We start from the raw sequence: 15,220 nt of genomic DNA, 5'->3' as shown, positions 1-15,220 counted from the left end.
GCGCTATGCTCAGCCAGGCAGGCCCTACGCTTCGCCAGGATGGTACGAGGATTTAGCAGAGGAGGGGAGTACGAATGAGTGTTGCGCCATTTCGTTTGAAGCCATGGTTTAGTGAGAGACCGTGGGGAAGGAAGAGCCTGAAGCCGTGGTACTCCGAGACCGGAACGAAGGAGCTGGTGGGGGAGGCGTGGCTGACCGGGCCGCAGTGCGTTGTGGAAGAGGGCGAGCTGGAAGGGAAGACGCTGGAGTCGCTGACTGACGCTCTTGGTGGCGAGTTTCCACTGCTGGTGAAGCTGCTGTTTCCGAACGAGAAGCTTTCGGTGCAGGTGCATCCCGACGATGGGCAGGCGCAGGCTGCTGGTGGAGTCCGCGGCAAGACGGAGTGCTGGTATGTTCTAGAGGCAGAGCCGGGCGCGACGGTGATGCTCGGGCTGAAGCCGGGCGTGGATGCCGGGATGCTGGCGGCTTCTGTTGCCGATAACACGATGGAATCGCTGGTGGAGAAGGTTCCGGTATCGGTGGGCGACATGTTGTTTGTGGATGCCGGTACCGTGCACGCGATCGAGCCCGGCGTGGTGCTGCTGGAGACGCAGCAGACGAGCGACATCACGTACCGGCTGTATGATTACGGCCGTCCGCGCGAGCTGCACCTGGAGCAGGGGCTGAAGGTGATTCGTCGGAAAACGGATGCAGGCAAGGTTGCTCCGAGGGAGATGGACGGATTTACGCGGCTGATCGAGAAGAAGTACTTCACGGTTGACCGCTTCGATCTCGATAAAGCCGAGGAGCGTTTGATTGTGATGACAGGGCCGGGATGCCTGGTGGGGCTGAAGGGCACGGTCGCAGTGATTACGCCGGGCGAAGAGGTAGAGCTTGAACCAGGCAAAGCGGTTGTGATTCCGGCAGGGGTCGGTCAGGTGATTGTCGAGGCTGAGGGTGATGCCGCTTTTGTGCGGTGTGTGGCGCCTCCACAGGCAGGATAGGCCGGGACTCGGCCGTCTTCGTTCTAGCGAAGGAAGACGGCGAGTTCGTTGGCTGCATTCCGCAGATAGGGCAGGAACCGCGTCTGCATCTCAAGGGTGGAGAGTCGTGGCGCGCTGCCGCTGAGGTTAATAGTGGCTACAGCGCGTCCATTGGGCGCAAGCACGGGGACCGCAAGGGAGCGCAGGCCCACCTCGTACTCCTGATCGCAGAGAGCATAGCCGTTACGGCGCGTCGTGCGAAGGAGCATGCGGAGCTTCTCGATTGAGGTAACGGTGCGGGTGGTGAATGGAGTAAGAGCGACGCGGGTGAGGTAGGCCTCAAGCTGGTCGGGCGGCAGATAGGCGAGCAGGATGCGGCCCATGCTGGTGCAGTAGGCGGGCAGGCGGCTTCCGATGTGGAGATCGACCGCCATAACGCGATTGACAGTGGTACGCGCGACGTAGACGATATCGTCGCCATCGAGGGTAGCAACGGAGAAGGACTCGCGCAGCGTCGCGGACATCCGTTCGAGGATGGGCTGCGCTGCCGAAGAGAGAGTGTTCGATGCGGTGTAGGTGTGCGAGAGCGTGAGCATCCGCGGCCGGAGGGAGTAACGCGAGCCGTCCTCTGCACCGGCAAAGCCGAGCTTGGTGAGCGTGTAAAGACAGCGACGAACGGCAGCGCGGGAAAGGCCAGTGCGTACACTGAGCTGCGAGATCGTCATCTGCGGGTTCTGCTGGGTAAACGCCTGGATGACGACCAGGCCTCGAGCAAGCGAGGTCATGAAATTGGGATCGCCGGCAAAAACGTCGAGCGAGGCGGCTGGAGTGGGTTTCGCTGCCGTGGAGGGCTGTGCCTTTGGCAGGGCTGAGGTATCCGAAGTAGAAGCGTTAATCATGTGTCCCTTTCCTGGCGGCTATCGGGCGGCACAAAGGTGAGGGCGATAGTCGGATGCAGATTACGATAAACGCACGAATAAAGGATGTGCAAGTGTTTTGTATGGCTCGTTCGTTTATCGAACAGACATGTTTAGCGGCGGATTGACCGTGACGGGGTGGGGTTGCAGTGGCTAGTCATTGCAGCGGCGATCCTGGTGCCGATCCATTGCGGAGGAGCGATGTGTAAGCAGGTCCGGGGACTTCCGCTCTACACTGGAGTGAGACTCGGCGGTAAAACCTAAGACAAAACGCACGATGCAGACCTGGTGGATCGGATCACTAAAGGAGAAGTGAGCGTATGACGGCAACAAAGACTGTATCTCTGACCGAACGCGCAGCCTGGAAGGACCTGAAGGCCCATGCAGAGCAGGTTCGCGGCACTCATCTGCGAGACCTTTTCGCGCAGGATGCTGATCGTGGCGAGCGGCTGACGGCGGAGGCGGAGGGGATCTTTCTCGATTACTCGAAGAATCGGGTGACGGACGAGACGCTGAAGCTGCTGGTTGCCCTGGCGAAGGAGTCCGGGCTGCGTGCGCGAACAGAGGCGATGTTCACGGGAGAGAAGATCAATATCACCGAGAACCGCGCTGTGCTGCATGTGGCCCTGCGTGCTCCGAAGTCGGAGAAGATTTTCGTTGACGGTGAAGATGTCGTTCCCGGCGTGCATGAGGTGCTGGATAAGATGGCCGCGTTTGCGGACCGGGTCCGCTCGGGCGAGTGGAAGGGACACACGGGCAAGCGGATCAAAAACGTGGTGAACATCGGGATTGGAGGTTCGGACCTTGGGCCAGTGATGGCATACGAGGCGCTGAAGCACTACTCGCAGCGCGACCTGACGTTCCGCTTTGTCTCCAACGTCGATGGCACGGATTTTGTTGAAGCAGTGCAGGATCTTAATCCTGAAGAGACATTGTTCCTTGTCGCGTCGAAGACGTTTACGACGCAGGAGACGATGACGAATGCGCACTCGGCGCGCGACTGGTCGCTCAAGAAGCTGGGCGATGAGAAGGCGGTGGCGAAGCACTTCGTTGCCATCTCCACCAACGCGAAGGAGGTCGCGAAGTTCGGCATCGACACGGCGAACATGTTCGGCTTCTGGGACTGGGTGGGCGGCCGCTACTCGATGGACTCGGCGATCGGACTTTCGACGATGATTGCGATCGGGCCGGAGCGGTTTCGTGAGATGCTGGCGGGGTTCCACGCGATGGACGTGCACTTTCGCACGACGCCGCCTGAGAAGAACCTGCCGGTGCTGCTGGGGCTGCTGGGAATCTGGTACACGGAGTTCTTCGATGCGCAGACGCAGGCTGTGCTCCCGTACGAACAGTATCTGAAGCGGTTTCCGGCGTACCTGCAGCAGTTGACGATGGAGTCGAACGGCAAGCACGTTACGTTGGAAGGCACGGAGGTGAACTATCAGACTGGAGCGATCTACTGGGGCGAACCGGGCACGAACGGTCAGCACTCGTTCTATCAGCTCATTCACCAGGGAACGCGGCTGATTCCTTGCGACTTCATCGGCTTTGAGAAGACGCTGAATCCATTGGGCCGTCATCACGACATGCTGATGGCGAATGTCTTCGCCCAGGCTGAAGCGCTGGCCTTTGGCAAGACGGCTGAGCAGGTGAAGGCGGAGGGAACTCCCGACTGGCTTGTTCCGCATCGCGTCTTCGAGGGCAACCGCCCTTCGAACACGATCCTGGCGAAGGAGTTGACGCCCGCAGTGCTGGGTAAGTTGATTGCCTTGTATGAGCACGCTGTGTTCACGCAAGGTGTGATCTGGAATATCGACTCGTTCGACCAGTGGGGCGTGGAGTTGGGCAAGGTGCTGGCAACGAAGATCCTGGCTGAGTTGGAGAGCAGGGACGAGCCGAAGCTGGAACATGACTCGTCGACGACAAACCTGATCAAGCGGTATCGCAGGAACAAGTGAGCGATTCACGTGAATACAAGGAGAAAAACACCGGTCAGCGGGGTTTTCTTCTTGAGGGCCGTATAGGATTCGATTGGCAGTGTGCTTTCAAAGCGAAGTCCCGTGGCGTCACGAGAAAATGCGGGGATCTTCGCCTGCGCTCAGAATGGCGACTCGATTTAAGAGTCGCAGCAAAGGAAATCAAATCTAGCTTTTTAGGGCGGCGAGGACGTCGGCGGGTTCGGGGCGGACGCGGTGGTCGGCGTGTGCCTGGGCGAAGGCGATGGTGTTGTCGCGGTTGATGACGAAGACTCCGGGCAGCGGGAGCTGCCAACTGGCTTCGGTGGCCGTCTGGTAGTTGAGGCCGGCGTTGTTGTAGGGAATGTTGACGAGGATGGACTGAAAGTAGCGGCGTTGCTCCGGCGTGACGCTGTAGGCCAGGCCGAACTTCGCGGCGACCTCGCAGCCGGGATCGGCGAGCAGCGGGAAGGGCAGACCGTGCTGCTCGATGGTGAAGGCATTCTGGCGGGCGTTCTGCGGTGAGATGGCGACGAAGAGCGCGCCACGGCTGCGAACTTCAGCGTGAAGGTCGCGCCAGGTCTCGAGTTCCGTAACGCAGTAGGGACACCAGCGTCCACGAAAGAAGCTGACGATGAGAGGGCCGAGCGCTAGAAGATCGAGGGAGTTGACTGGCTTGCCCGTGCGGGTGTCCTGCAACGCGAACGAAGGGGCATGGTCGCCAACCTTGAGGATGCGGTCTTCGATGCCGGTGGAGAAGAGCGCGGCGATCGTGCGCTCTGAGAATTCGAGCCGCTCAGGCTGGACGAGCGCTCGGGTGTTCTGCGTGATGCGGTCGAGCTGGTCCTGTAGCGAGACGTTGAGCGATTTGTTGATGGAAGCGGCCACGGATTTATTATCGCAGCCGCTCATGAAACAAGACAGTGAAGCGGCACGGTTACATTGAGGCGGATGCTGCGTTATCAGAGTGGCAAGAGACCTCCGGCTTGGCGACCTTCGCTTTTTGCGAAGCCTGTACGGGCATGTAGAGCGGCCGGACGGAGCTGCGTTTGGAGGGGAGAGCCTTGAGCAATGTGGTCAGCCGCTCGAAGGCCTGGTCGCGTGCGGTCTTGTTGGCTGGGTTGGTGTTGCCCGGATCTTCGCCTGCGCGCATAAAGCCGTGTCCTGCTCCGTCATAGGTGACAGGGTCGTACTTCTTGCCTGCGGCCTTCATGCCTTCGATCGTCGCTGGAATGGTGGCTCCGATGCGGGCGTCGTTACCGGCGTAAAAACCATAGACGGGCGCTGTGATGGTGGTGAACTCCGCAGGGGGTGGGCCGTAGAAGACAAATGCTGAGGCGAGGTCCTTGCGGTGCGTGGCGAAGGCAAAAGATTTGCCTCCGCCCCAGCAGAAGCCTGCTGTGACGAAGGTGCCATTGGAGGCAGGAATCTTCTTCGCGTAGTCGGCTGCGGCATCGAGGTCGGCGTTGACCTGATCGGCGTTGAGGCCGGAGACAGCCTTCGTTGTGGCATCCATGCTGGTGAAGGAGTCGGAGTTGCCGCCATTGGGGCCGGCTCCGGAGAGCAGGTCGGGGGCGACGACGATGTAGCCGGCGGCGGCGATCTCGTCGGCCATCTCCTTGGCCCAGTCTGAGAGGCCGAAGATCTCATGGATGAGGATGACGACGGGGACCTTCCTGCTGACCTCGGGGTAGACGACGAAGGCCTGCAGGCTGCGGTCGCCGTGCTTGAGCGTGACGTACTCGCGGTGGCGTGGTGAGGCATCGAGCTTCGATTTCGCCCATTGCTGAGCGGCCAGAGGGAAGGTTGCAAGCAGCAGAAGGGCGGGCAGCAGGAAGAGCGTATGTCGGCGCATGGGCGAAAGTGTAAGGCGTTCGAGGTGGCATGAGCAAGGCATTCCATAAACTGAAAGGCATGAATTTTTCCATCAGGGTAGCGACGGAGGCGGACGTAAAGGCGATAGGCAGACTTATCGATGCGTCGGTGCGCGGGCTGCAGGCGGGGGATTATTCTGCGGCGCAGATCGATTCTGCGTTGAAGACGGTGTTCACCATCGACAGCCGATTAATCGCCGACAAGACGTATTTCGTTGCCGTGGATGGGGATGGCGAGATTGCCGGATGTGGCGGCTGGTCGAAGCGCCGGACTCTCTATGGCGGCGACAGCCAGGTGGAGGCGATCGAACCAGAGTTGCTGGACCCGGCAGTGGATGCGGCGAAGGTGCGGGCGATCTTTGTTCATCCAAAGTTTGCGCGCAGGGGGCTGGGGAGCCTGCTCCTTGAGGCCGCGGAGAATGCGGCCGTGGCGGCAGGATTTCGGCGCTTCGAGATGGGAAGTACGCTGACGGGCGTGGCGTTGTACTCGCTGAAGGGATACAGCGAAGCCGGACGAGTGAAGGTGCCAGTCGGCGACGGCGAAGAGATCGAAGTTGTGCGGATGGTGAAGGATCTCGGCTCGTCGCCTTGAAAGGCGAGAGGCGCAGACAGATGCGATATGGTGAAAGGTGCTGAAGTATTTGTTCCGGAGGATATGCGCGAGATGGTTGAGATGCCGATGATTGCAAAGGGCAGCGACGAGTTGTATCTGCTGCCGGGGATGTCGAACCGCCATGGGCTGGTGGCCGGGGCAACGGGAACCGGCAAAACCGTGACGTTGCAGGTGATGGCCGAGGCGCTAAGCTCCATCGGAGTGCCGGTGTTTGCGGCGGATGTGAAGGGCGATCTGTCAGGGATTAGCCAGCCGGGGAAGAGCTCGCCGAAGTTCGATGAGCGCGTGAGATCGCTGGGACTCGGCGAGGTGCAGTTTGCCGGCTGCCCGGTGGTCTTCTGGGACGTCTTCGGTAAGGAAGGACATCCGGTGCGGTCGACGGTGAGCGAAATGGGGCCGCTGCTGTTCAGCCGCATTCTGAATCTGAACGACACGCAAACCGGCGTGTTGACGCTTGTCTTCAAGATCGCAGACGACAACGGGCTGTTGTTGCTGGACATGAAGGACCTGCAGGCGATGCTGCTGCATGTCTCTGAACACGCGAAGGAGTATCAGACGAGTTATGGCAATATCTCTGCAGCGAGTATCGGCGCGATTCAGCGCGGGCTTGTGACGCTGGGTCAGCAGGGGGGAGATCAGTTCTTCGGTGAGCCTGCACTGAATATCGAAGACCTGTTGCAGACCGACTCCAGCGGCAAGGGAGTGGTGAATATACTTGCAGCGGACAAGTTGCTTCAATCGCCGCAATTGTATGCGACGTTTCTGCTCTGGCTGATGAGTGAGCTTTTTGAAAAGCTGCCCGAGGTCGGCGACCAGGAGAAGCCGAAGCTGGTCTTCTTCTTCGATGAAGCGCACCTGCTGTTCAACGATCTGCCGCCGGTGCTGCAATCGCGGATTGAGCAGGTTGTCCGCCTGATTCGATCCAAAGGCGTCGGCGTTTTTTTTGTGACGCAGAATCCGATCGATGTGCCGGACACTGTGCTGGGACAGCTTGGGAATCGTGTGCAACATGCGCTGCGCGCGTTTTCGCCGAAAGACCAGAAGGCAGTGAAGGCGGCGGCGCAGACCTTCCGCGAGAACCCGAAGCTCGACGTCGAAGAGGTCATCACGCAGATGGGAGTCGGCGAGGCGCTGGTTTCGTTTCTCGATGCGAAGGGAATTCCTGGCGTCGTCGAACGCGCGATGGTGTGCTCGCCGCACAGCCAGATTGGGCCGATTACGCCCGAGCAGCGAGCGGCAATTATCAGGAGCTCCCTGGTTGCGGGCGTGTATGAGACGGCCGTTGATCGTGAGTCGGCTTACGAGAAGCTGAAGGGCAAAATAGAAGCCGGCAGCGCACCGAATGCTCCAGCGGCGAGCGGTGCGGGAGCTGGAACTGCGCCGCAAGGAGGCTCGGGGTCTGGCTGGTTGGGCAGCCTTGAGGCCGCTGGTACAGCGTTGGGCGGAGTGCTGGGCGGTGGTGGGTCTCGGCGTGGCGACACAGTTGTGCAGGCGATGGTGAAGAGCGCTGCACGCACGATGGGAAGCACCGTCGGACGGCAGATTATCCGTGGCGTACTGGGATCGTTGCTTGGCGGCTCGTCACGACGATAGATTCAGTTCGGCAAAACCGATCTGATTCAGAGGAGTATTGTGTGCTGCCAGATGATGCACTTGAAGCTTTGGGGCTGGAGGCTGGTGCAGCTGCCACAGAGATAAAAGAGGCTTATCGAGATCTTGTGAAGGTCTGGCATCCTGATCGCTTCGGGAACGACGTGCGATTGCGTCGCAAGGCTGAGGAGAAGCTCCAACAGATTAATGATGCCTATCGAGTGTTGCAGTCGCATCCGGGGCCGGTAGGTGTTTATTCATCCAGTGCGAAAGCCGCCAAGGCATACCGAAGTTCTGACATGCGGTCAGCAAAAGGCGGGCGTCACGATGTTATGGGTTTGAAGCGAATTACAGTTGGCTGGACGGTTGCCGGGTGTTGTGCGGCAATTGTTGTATTGGTTGTGGTGATGGCACTTCATTTCAGATCGAAAACGGTGGCGGAGCCTCAAGTGATTCCAGAGACGCAGAGTCAGGAACCAATGAGCAAAGGCAACAGCGGCACTGATGCTTCACCCCGTACTGAGTTGCATGTTTCCCCGGGCAAGACAAATCCTCCTCATCGAGCCGTTACACCTTCATTCCGTGTTCGCCAGCTAACAGATGCAGAGGCAGAACGCGTGGAATCAGTCTGCCAACGTGAGAAGGAACAACAGGATCCGGCTAAGTATCAGGAATGTGTCAGCGCTCAATTGGGCAATGCTGCGCCTGATATGTCGTCGCTGAGCGCCGAGGACCGATCGGGAATTCAATCGGCCTGCAAGAAGACGAAGAGCCGTGATGGGACTGCGGCCTATAATCGTTGCTTGATGAGAATGATGAAGCTTCTCGTAGAAACTCCCAGACCCTAAATAACTTTAAGCAGAAGCAGAATCAGGACTATGGTGAGGATAAGGCTGAGTCCTCCTCCTCCGTAGTATCCCAGCCCAGGTCCCATGCGGTATCCGCCTAAGCCAAACAATAGAATAAGTACGATGATGAGGAGGATCATGTCTTAGTCGTCTCCCTGGAGATTTTGCTAAAGAGATACGATGCAGATTCCGTCTCGTGTGCCGGAGGGTTATCGATCTTTGATCGTAAGTTCTCTATCTGGTTGTCGTTCCGTTGAAGAGCTGGAACTCTCGAATTGCCGCTGATCCAGCAGTAGACAGCAGATTGAGGCGCACTCGCTGCGCGGTTATCGGGGAGAATAAGTCAATTTTCTTGTGCCCGATCGCCTGTGCGTGGGCGATCGTCTTCCATGCGCCGTTCTGCCAAGCCTCGATGCTGTACTCTTCGACGTGCTGTCCTTCGTTGAGCCACTCCATGGTGAGCGCGCGGTCGAAGGTGATTGGCTTGCCGAAGCGAAGCTCAAGCGTGGCGTGACGCGCTGGAGCGGACCAGAAGGTTGCAGGGTCGTTGTCGACGGCGGCTGATGCAGATGCTTCATTGAGTGTGTGCGGCGTTTTGACGGCGAGGTTTTTGTCGTTTCCGTAGATGCGCTGAACGGCTTCGCCAAACTCGCGGAGGCGTGTGGCGTCGGATTCAGGAAGGCGCCCGGCGTTGTCGGGGGCGAGCCCGAGCATAAGTTGCGCGCCCCGGCCTACTGTCTTTGTGTAGATATTCAACAATTCATCGACAGTGAGCAGGGAGGCCTCGTCGTTGGGATGCCAGAACCAGTGCAGTTTACGAAGCGGGGTGTCTGCTTCGATCGGGCGCCAGCGGAGGTAGCCGGTGCGGTCGATGACGTTCCAGTTTTCGTAAGGTACGGTGCCGTCCTCGGAGCCGACCCAGCGGATGTCTGCGTTTTTGTAGAGCGCGACGTCGGCGAAGACGAGGGTGTTGGGCTGATAGGTACGAAGCTCCTGGACGATCTTGTCGAAGTCGTAGGTGCGGCCGGCGGAGCCTGCGCCGTCGAGCCAGAACTCGGTGAGCGGGCCGTAGTGGGTGGCAAGTTCTGTGAGTTGCGAGAGGTAGTACTTGTCGTAGGCAACAGGGTCGGCGTAGCGCGGATCATGACGGTCCCAGGGCGAGAGGTAGACACCGAAGCCTAGTCCGGCCTTGTGCGCGGAGTTGGAGGCGAAGCGGACGAGGTCGCCCTTCCCGTTGAGCCAGGGGCTGGCTTTCACTGAGTAGCCCGTATGCGCGCTGGGGAAGAGGGCGAAGCCGTCGTGATGTTTGGCGACAAGGACGGCGTACTTCGCTCCGCCTGCTTTGGCGGCTTGCATCCACTGGTCGGTGTCGACGTTAGTTGGGTTGAATGTGGAGGGTGAAGCGGTTCCGTCGCCCCATTCGCGGTTGAGGAAGGTGTTGGTGGAGAAGTGGATGATGACGCCGATCTCGAGATCCTGCCAGGCGATCTGCGCGGGCGAGGGTTTAATGTCGGGGAAGCTTTGGGCCTGTGCTGCGGCGAAGAAGGCGGTGCAGAGGATGGCTGTGATTGATTTGAGCATGGAGACTTCCGATTATTGCGCCGATCGTTGCTGCACGTAGGCGATGCCTGCCTTGAAGTTCTGGGCGATGCGGTGCGATTTATCGATGACCTCGGCGGCGTGCTCCGGTGTGAGGACCTCGTTGGCTGTCTCGGCGAAGAGAGACAACCAGCGCTCGAAGTGCTCGTGGTCGAGCGGGAGCTGAAGGTGCTTCATCATGGGGTCGCCTTTGTAGCGGCCGGTGGTGAGCAGCACCGTGGACCAGAAGTCCTTGAGGAGGGCGAGGTGATAGGTCCAGTCGTCGACGATGGCGTTGAAGATGGGCCCGATGTCGGGATCGCGGCGGACCTTGTTATAGAAGGTTTCGACGAGGATGGATATCTCGGGTTCGGTGATCTTCGTGCTCATGAAGACATTTTAGAACCGACCGGGCGTCCGCACCGAATGACCCCCATATCTGATCCGCCAGGGCTTTCGTTTATGGGCCGTCGTGCATCGGCTTAGTGATGAAGGAAGCGGTAGCTTGCGTGCCAGATCTCGAGCGCAACTTCGCGGAGAGAGTCGAACATCGTTCCAAACAAGAAGGTGATGAGATAGAAGCAGGGATAGAAGGAGGTGGGCGATTTTTCGGCCCAACGTATCGGTTTGGAACTGAGGTAATTTCTTAGAGGCTCGATCAAGCTGAGACTGGCGATGCCGGTTCCCAGCAGGGCGCCCACCAGAATATCGGTTGGATAGTGGATACCGAGGTAGACACGCGATCCGCCAAGGATGAACGCATAGCAAAAGACTGCGATTCCCAACCTGCGCGAAAGGAAGAAGACAGAGGTAGCCAGGCAGAAGAGGAATACTGCGTGGTCGCTGGGGAAGGCGCTCCATCGCATGAGGAAGTCCGGGCTCCCGCCGATGGGGACGCGGAAATGCAGGAGGGGGTTCCGCAACGGACGTTCGCGATAAGGAAGAGAGATGGCGAGAACTCTTGCGACGAAGATGGACGCTGTACACAAGACGACGGTGGAGATCACGATTCGCCGGTCCCGGTTGTTCTCTCCTTTGTTACGGAACCAGCCCCACCAGAGGATGGCTACAACGGGGGCGGCCGTCGACACATGACTGGCGGAGAGCAGATTGTTGAAGGAGTCGAAGGTCTGTGATCTTTGTGCAAACTGATTCAGGAAGTGAATGATGCTTATGTCGAACGGGTTCATGCCGGGCCTTGGGGATGTTCGCGAAATTTGATCGGCTTGAAGCGCCGTTGTAACGCTCCTATTTATGGGAGCGTACCACCTCTTTCTTCTTGGAAAACTAACTCTTTTGGAGTAGAGGGTTTAGGTGGGGTTGTTTGAGGTGGTTTGAGCTTTGCTCGAATGTCCCACATCTGGCGGTGGAGGCAGTCAGATGTAGGGCACCCGATTGATAGTTGGATTCTCGATGTAGGATGCTCGGCGTCTACTTCCACTCCCACATGTTGGAGGTGGTGTTGCCGGAGGGGTCGACCTCGTACTCGAAGGCGGCGCAGGTGTTGTTGAGTGCGGCGAGCTGGGTGGAGGTGGTCTGGAAGAAGAGCATGCCGCGATAGCTGACGGAGCCTCCGGGGCCGAACTTGCCGAGGCCGGAGCCGGTCCAGGTGACGGCCTCGCCGTTGTCGGTGAGGCTCATGCCTTGTCCTGTGCCAAAGATGGAGCCGTCGGCGCGGACGGCGGAGGTGTACGTCCCCATGCCGGTGACGTGGACGCCGAGGATGTCGCCGGAGTCTTCGAAGGAGACTTCTGCGGTTGGCGGGGTGACGGTGAGGACGCGGCGGACGAGCCGCTTGCCTTTGACGGTGCCGAGGTGTTTTCCGAGCATGACGGTTCTCAGGAGATTGGAATTGTGGCCCGGGGGAGTGAGGAATTGTAGGCCTTTAGAGGGACAGGTGGGGAAGGATTCTTTGTTAGCTGCATGTGCTCTTTGGAAGGGGGGCTCGGGGCTCGGGCATCGGTTCGTTGAAGAAGTCTGGGTGGAGCGTCAACTCGGGCTCGTTGGACTGGCGGGCGGAGCGCAGGTTGGTGGAGGCGAGCTGGAGGGCGTAGAGGAGCAGGCCGGCACGTCGGGGATCGATGTCGTTGGCGGCGATGCGGGTCATAACTTCTCCGAGTGACTCCAGCAGGGCGTTCTGGCTGGTGGGTGTGAAGAGGGAGAAGGTGCTGCGACGGGCGATACGGTTGTGGGGACGGACGACGGGACGGCGTGAGTCGTGGTGGTGGTAGCAGAACTGCTCGTCGCGCATGCGTGGGCTGCCGCAGCGGGTGTCGTCGGGGAAGATGTGGTGGCATTGGTAGAGATTCGTCGGCTTGTCGTTGTTGTGCATGGCTTCATTGAGCATGGGTACCCCTCCTGTTTTTATGCAAAATATTCAAAATAGATAAGTTAGATCTGGACCACGGGCGCAGTTCTTTTGCCAAACCCTGAAAATCCAGGAAATCTGGTGTTGGTGCGTGCAAAATCTTCAAAGCAGATGGTTTGTGGAGCTAACGAGAAAACCCCGGCGGAATGCCGGGGCTTTCTCGTTAGCTATTTCTATTGTAGGGATTTGAGGGTGGTAAACAGGCGCTTTTGTGGAGAATTTTCTTGGAGTGGTAAGTAGTTTTGATTTATTTCATTTGCGGGATGAATGCTGAAGAATTTGCACACGATCGGGCTTGACAGATTTTGTGCGGGTGTCGGTTTCGAGCTTCAGTCGAATGCCCCAATCATGCCGCGATGAGACTGCGTCATGATTGGGGCACCCAGTGTGTAGTGAGATTTTGATGCATGGGCCACCCGTCCGTTGTTTGTTCCGAGGCCGAATACGATCACTGTCGGTCGAACACCAACACTTGCGAGAATGCCATGCCTTTTCGGTTGGTGCCTTCGTCAGTGATGGTCAGAACTTTTCCGTCTCGTGAGACAGTGCGCACGGCAATGCCCACGATTTTGTTGTCTCGTTTTTCCTCCGATCTGACCGTCCATGCGTCGATCCGAATGGCATTCAACGTGTCGTAGCTTGCCGAACCGGTCATCGGATAATCGCGCCCATCATATTTATACGTGTAACTCACCTGCATCTTCTCGCCATTCGCATCGACTCCGGTCCAGCTGACCGAAGCGCCTGCCGGAGTGGCTTGGTATGTTCGAATCTGGCTCTGCCATCCTGGGCCGGGAGTGAATTTCGACTTGTCGGTGTTCAGCTTCCAGGTCCCCAGGACGGGATCATCAGGGGGCGCTGCATGCGCCACGGTGAAGGCCAGCACCAAGACAGATCCGAAGGCCGAAAGGATAAAGCGTCGGGTCATAGTATCTCCCCCGGGGCGCTACCGCGTTGCAGGAGTGGAAGCCGCATATCACATTATCAGCTTCGATCCGAAAAGCACACAGGCAGATGACGGCCCAACTATCGTCGTAGGGCTGGCCGGGATGCGCTTGCGAATAGGTCAGTCGTTTCGCCCTTCGGGCTTCGCGACGGCCTTCGGCAGAGCGGTAGCGCCTCGTTCGAGGCGCGGTTGCGGCACGGCTGAAGCCGTGCCCTTAAGCAAGGCGGTTCGAGCTTTGCTCGAATGATCCCACCCATGCCTTCGGCATGAATGGGGCACCCGATTAGGTGGTTTAGTCCGCACCGAGGTCGTTCTGGAACCTGGCGTTGTAGCGGATGTCGCTGACATCGACCTGGAGCTGGTCGTGGATGATGGCGACTAGCATGATCCAGATGTCGTCGGCGGTGTAGGTCTTGAGTGAGGAGTATTTGCGGGGTGGGGGCTTGTGGATGGTGGCGGGTGTTGCGGGGTTGGGTGTGGGGGAGACGTTGAGGAGCTTGCAGACTAGTTCGTAGAGGTCGCCTACGGTGCGGAGTTGTTCTGCGTCGGAATCTTCGATGGTGATGTTGAAGACTTCTTCGGCGCGCATGACGAGTTCTACGATGTCTAGGCCCATTACATTGGCAATGCCTGTGGTCTAGGCCGTGATATGTGTCTATAAACTTCGAGTATCTCGTAGCTCGTGTTTGTATAGATTCCCGAGATATCGTCCTTTTTCTGATGAATTGCTAACCGAACTTGAAATTCATCACCTGGTGCAATTGTGAAATTGTGTTTTGCGAAATCGTCGTAGAAGTTTGGATCTTTTATAGGAGCTGAAATGGTTATGCCATGCCATTTAAATTCCCACTTTCTTTTGCTTCGTTCCATAATCGCTTTGACTATGTAAAGGTTGCAGTTTTCTTCCACCACTCTCGTTTTGGCTTGTTCTTCTAAGAAATTGTCACGGATTGCAAGTAGCTCTCTTGGTATCAAAAGATCAGGAGCAGCATTTAGGTCTTTTGCGAAACCAAAAGCAGTAACTCTATCGTCGAGCGTTATGCTTGCAAGCATTTGGTCGATTGCTCTTGTGAATACAGGATTCTGAGCTACTACCTGAGTCGCATCGTGAATTTCTCGCGGGACGATGATCTTCGTGTCACCCTGCGTAACAATCACTTCGTCTGTATTGACAACAACCTGAACATCACCCTTCTTCGCAAGAGTGTGATCATAGATGTAATTTCCGAGCACGCCAAATACTATGCTTGTGAAGCCTGCAATTAGCTGCTGTTTAGTGAAGATTCCTGATTCGCGTGCGAGTGCTGCAATCTTCGCTTTAAAGCTTCCAGATTGAATTGCTTCAACAACAATCTCAATATCAACAGCACTATTGAGGCTTCTTCCGGCTGCCTTAGCAGCGTCGGCTAAGGATACTAGTGTAGAAGCTAGTGCATATGCATTTATTCGAGATTCAGGCGTTTCGAAATAGAGGACGAATTCGTTTTCGAAAGAACTAATTCTGAGCTCAGCCAAGGCGACTCCAAAACGTACACATAACTGCAGTGGATGATCCGGAGTCTACAAGCAGAG

The 15,220-nt window shown here is 57.8% G+C and carries 17 protein-coding genes; 5 read left to right on the top strand and 12 right to left on the bottom strand.

Annotated features, from left to right (window positions below; all coding sequences use genetic code 11):
- Nucleotides 1–74: 74 nt before the first annotated feature.
- Nucleotides 75–983 carry a class I mannose-6-phosphate isomerase gene (locus tag JSS95_05670; protein ID MBS1799296.1) on the top strand — a complete coding sequence of 303 codons (909 nt, stop codon included), beginning with the start codon at nt 75–77 and terminating at the stop codon, nt 981–983.
- A gap of 23 nt (nt 984–1,006) precedes the next feature.
- Here JSS95_05670 and JSS95_05665 read toward each other — a convergent pair whose 3' ends face one another.
- Entirely contained in the window at nt 1,007–1,861 is an 855-nt protein-coding gene (locus JSS95_05665; GenBank protein MBS1799295.1) for a helix-turn-helix domain-containing protein, read from the bottom strand.
- A 338-nt stretch (nt 1,862–2,199) separates the two neighbouring features.
- Here JSS95_05665 and pgi point away from each other — a divergent pair, with 338 nt between their 5' ends.
- Nucleotides 2,200–3,834 (top strand): glucose-6-phosphate isomerase, encoded by a 1,635-nt coding sequence (gene pgi / locus JSS95_05660; GenBank protein ID MBS1799294.1) that lies wholly within the window; start codon nt 2,200–2,202, stop codon nt 3,832–3,834.
- Nucleotides 3,835–4,020: 186 nt separating this feature from the next.
- Here pgi and JSS95_05655 read toward each other — a convergent pair whose 3' ends face one another.
- Nucleotides 4,021–4,743 (bottom strand): AhpC/TSA family protein, encoded by a 723-nt coding sequence (locus tag JSS95_05655; GenBank protein ID MBS1799293.1) that lies wholly within the window; start codon nt 4,741–4,743, stop codon nt 4,021–4,023.
- 25 nt (nt 4,744–4,768) lie between these two features.
- Nucleotides 4,769–5,686: a dienelactone hydrolase family protein gene (locus tag JSS95_05650; GenBank protein MBS1799292.1), complete on the bottom strand. Its 918-nt coding sequence runs from the start codon at nt 5,684–5,686 to the stop codon at nt 4,769–4,771.
- A gap of 59 nt (nt 5,687–5,745) precedes the next feature.
- On the opposite strand from JSS95_05650, the gene JSS95_05645 reads away from it, so the two are divergent.
- From JSS95_05645 to JSS95_05635, 3 genes are all read left to right on the top strand, one after another.
- On the top strand, nt 5,746–6,297 hold the full coding sequence (locus JSS95_05645; GenBank protein MBS1799291.1) for a GNAT family N-acetyltransferase: 552 nt from the start codon (nt 5,746–5,748) through the stop codon (nt 6,295–6,297).
- A 72-nt stretch (nt 6,298–6,369) separates the two neighbouring features.
- A complete protein-coding gene (locus tag JSS95_05640; protein ID MBS1799290.1) occupies nt 6,370–7,911 on the top strand; it encodes a DUF853 domain-containing protein in 1,542 nt (513 codons plus the stop codon).
- Nucleotides 7,912–7,952: 41 nt separating this feature from the next.
- Nucleotides 7,953–8,756: a J domain-containing protein gene (locus tag JSS95_05635; protein MBS1799289.1), complete on the top strand. Its 804-nt coding sequence runs from the start codon at nt 7,953–7,955 to the stop codon at nt 8,754–8,756.
- Here JSS95_05635 and JSS95_05630 read toward each other — a convergent pair.
- From JSS95_05630 to JSS95_05590, 9 genes are all read right to left on the bottom strand, one after another.
- Nucleotides 8,753–8,896, bottom strand: coding sequence for a DUF3309 family protein (locus tag JSS95_05630; protein MBS1799288.1), 144 nt, complete (start codon nt 8,894–8,896; stop codon nt 8,753–8,755). The two genes, JSS95_05635 and JSS95_05630, sit on opposite strands and share 4 nt — an antisense overlap.
- Nucleotides 8,897–8,990: 94 nt before the next feature.
- A complete protein-coding gene (locus JSS95_05625) occupies nt 8,991–10,337 on the bottom strand; it encodes an alpha-L-fucosidase (GenBank protein ID MBS1799287.1) in 1,347 nt (448 codons plus the stop codon).
- Nucleotides 10,338–10,349: 12 nt separating this feature from the next.
- Nucleotides 10,350–10,724 carry a group III truncated hemoglobin gene (locus JSS95_05620; protein MBS1799286.1) on the bottom strand — a complete coding sequence of 125 codons (375 nt, stop codon included), beginning with the start codon at nt 10,722–10,724 and terminating at the stop codon, nt 10,350–10,352.
- Between the two features lie 92 nt (nt 10,725–10,816).
- Nucleotides 10,817–11,524, bottom strand: a complete 708-nt coding sequence (locus JSS95_05615) for a phosphatase PAP2 family protein (GenBank protein ID MBS1799285.1) — start codon at nt 11,522–11,524, stop codon at nt 10,817–10,819.
- 241 nt (nt 11,525–11,765) lie between these two features.
- Nucleotides 11,766–12,164, bottom strand: coding sequence for a hypothetical protein (locus JSS95_05610; GenBank protein ID MBS1799284.1), 399 nt, complete (start codon nt 12,162–12,164; stop codon nt 11,766–11,768).
- 85 nt (nt 12,165–12,249) lie between these two features.
- Nucleotides 12,250–12,681, bottom strand: a complete 432-nt coding sequence (locus JSS95_05605; protein MBS1799283.1) for a hypothetical protein — start codon at nt 12,679–12,681, stop codon at nt 12,250–12,252.
- Nucleotides 12,682–13,150: 469 nt separating this feature from the next.
- Nucleotides 13,151–13,630, bottom strand: coding sequence for a hypothetical protein (locus JSS95_05600; protein MBS1799282.1), 480 nt, complete (start codon nt 13,628–13,630; stop codon nt 13,151–13,153).
- 310 nt (nt 13,631–13,940) lie between these two features.
- Nucleotides 13,941–14,264 carry a hypothetical protein gene (locus tag JSS95_05595; GenBank protein ID MBS1799281.1) on the bottom strand — a complete coding sequence of 108 codons (324 nt, stop codon included), beginning with the start codon at nt 14,262–14,264 and terminating at the stop codon, nt 13,941–13,943.
- Nucleotides 14,264–15,163: a hypothetical protein gene (locus tag JSS95_05590; protein ID MBS1799280.1), complete on the bottom strand. Its 900-nt coding sequence runs from the start codon at nt 15,161–15,163 to the stop codon at nt 14,264–14,266. The genes JSS95_05595 and JSS95_05590 overlap by 1 nt, the downstream gene beginning before the upstream one ends.
- Between the last annotated feature and the right edge of the window lie 57 nt (nt 15,164–15,220).

It is taken from the genome of Acidobacteriota bacterium (assembly GCA_018268895.1).
GTDB lineage: Bacteria > Acidobacteriota > Terriglobia > Terriglobales > Acidobacteriaceae > Edaphobacter.
This window is presented reverse-complemented; position numbering and strand designations above follow the sequence as displayed.

Coding starts and splice junctions, on each gene's coding strand:
- JSS95_05670 (MBS1799296.1), top strand. CDS start 75: ATGAGTGTTGCGCCATTTCGTTTGAAGCCATGGTTTAGTGAGAGACCG.
- JSS95_05665 (MBS1799295.1), bottom strand. CDS start 1,861: ATGATTAACGCTTCTACTTCGGATACCTCAGCCCTGCCAAAGGCACAG.
- pgi (MBS1799294.1), top strand. CDS start 2,200: ATGACGGCAACAAAGACTGTATCTCTGACCGAACGCGCAGCCTGGAAG.
- JSS95_05655 (MBS1799293.1), bottom strand. CDS start 4,743: ATGAGCGGCTGCGATAATAAATCCGTGGCCGCTTCCATCAACAAATCG.
- JSS95_05650 (MBS1799292.1), bottom strand. CDS start 5,686: ATGCGCCGACATACGCTCTTCCTGCTGCCCGCCCTTCTGCTGCTTGCA.
- JSS95_05645 (MBS1799291.1), top strand. CDS start 5,746: ATGAATTTTTCCATCAGGGTAGCGACGGAGGCGGACGTAAAGGCGATA.
- JSS95_05640 (MBS1799290.1), top strand. CDS start 6,370: ATGGTTGAGATGCCGATGATTGCAAAGGGCAGCGACGAGTTGTATCTG.
- JSS95_05630 (MBS1799288.1), bottom strand. CDS start 8,896: ATGATCCTCCTCATCATCGTACTTATTCTATTGTTTGGCTTAGGCGGA.
- JSS95_05625 (MBS1799287.1), bottom strand. CDS start 10,337: ATGCTCAAATCAATCACAGCCATCCTCTGCACCGCCTTCTTCGCCGCA.
- JSS95_05620 (MBS1799286.1), bottom strand. CDS start 10,724: ATGAGCACGAAGATCACCGAACCCGAGATATCCATCCTCGTCGAAACC.
- JSS95_05615 (MBS1799285.1), bottom strand. CDS start 11,524: ATGAACCCGTTCGACATAAGCATCATTCACTTCCTGAATCAGTTTGCA.
- JSS95_05610 (MBS1799284.1), bottom strand. CDS start 12,164: ATGCTCGGAAAACACCTCGGCACCGTCAAAGGCAAGCGGCTCGTCCGC.
- JSS95_05605 (MBS1799283.1), bottom strand. CDS start 12,681: ATGCTCAATGAAGCCATGCACAACAACGACAAGCCGACGAATCTCTAC.
- JSS95_05600 (MBS1799282.1), bottom strand. CDS start 13,630: ATGACCCGACGCTTTATCCTTTCGGCCTTCGGATCTGTCTTGGTGCTG.
- JSS95_05595 (MBS1799281.1), bottom strand. CDS start 14,264: ATGGGCCTAGACATCGTAGAACTCGTCATGCGCGCCGAAGAAGTCTTC.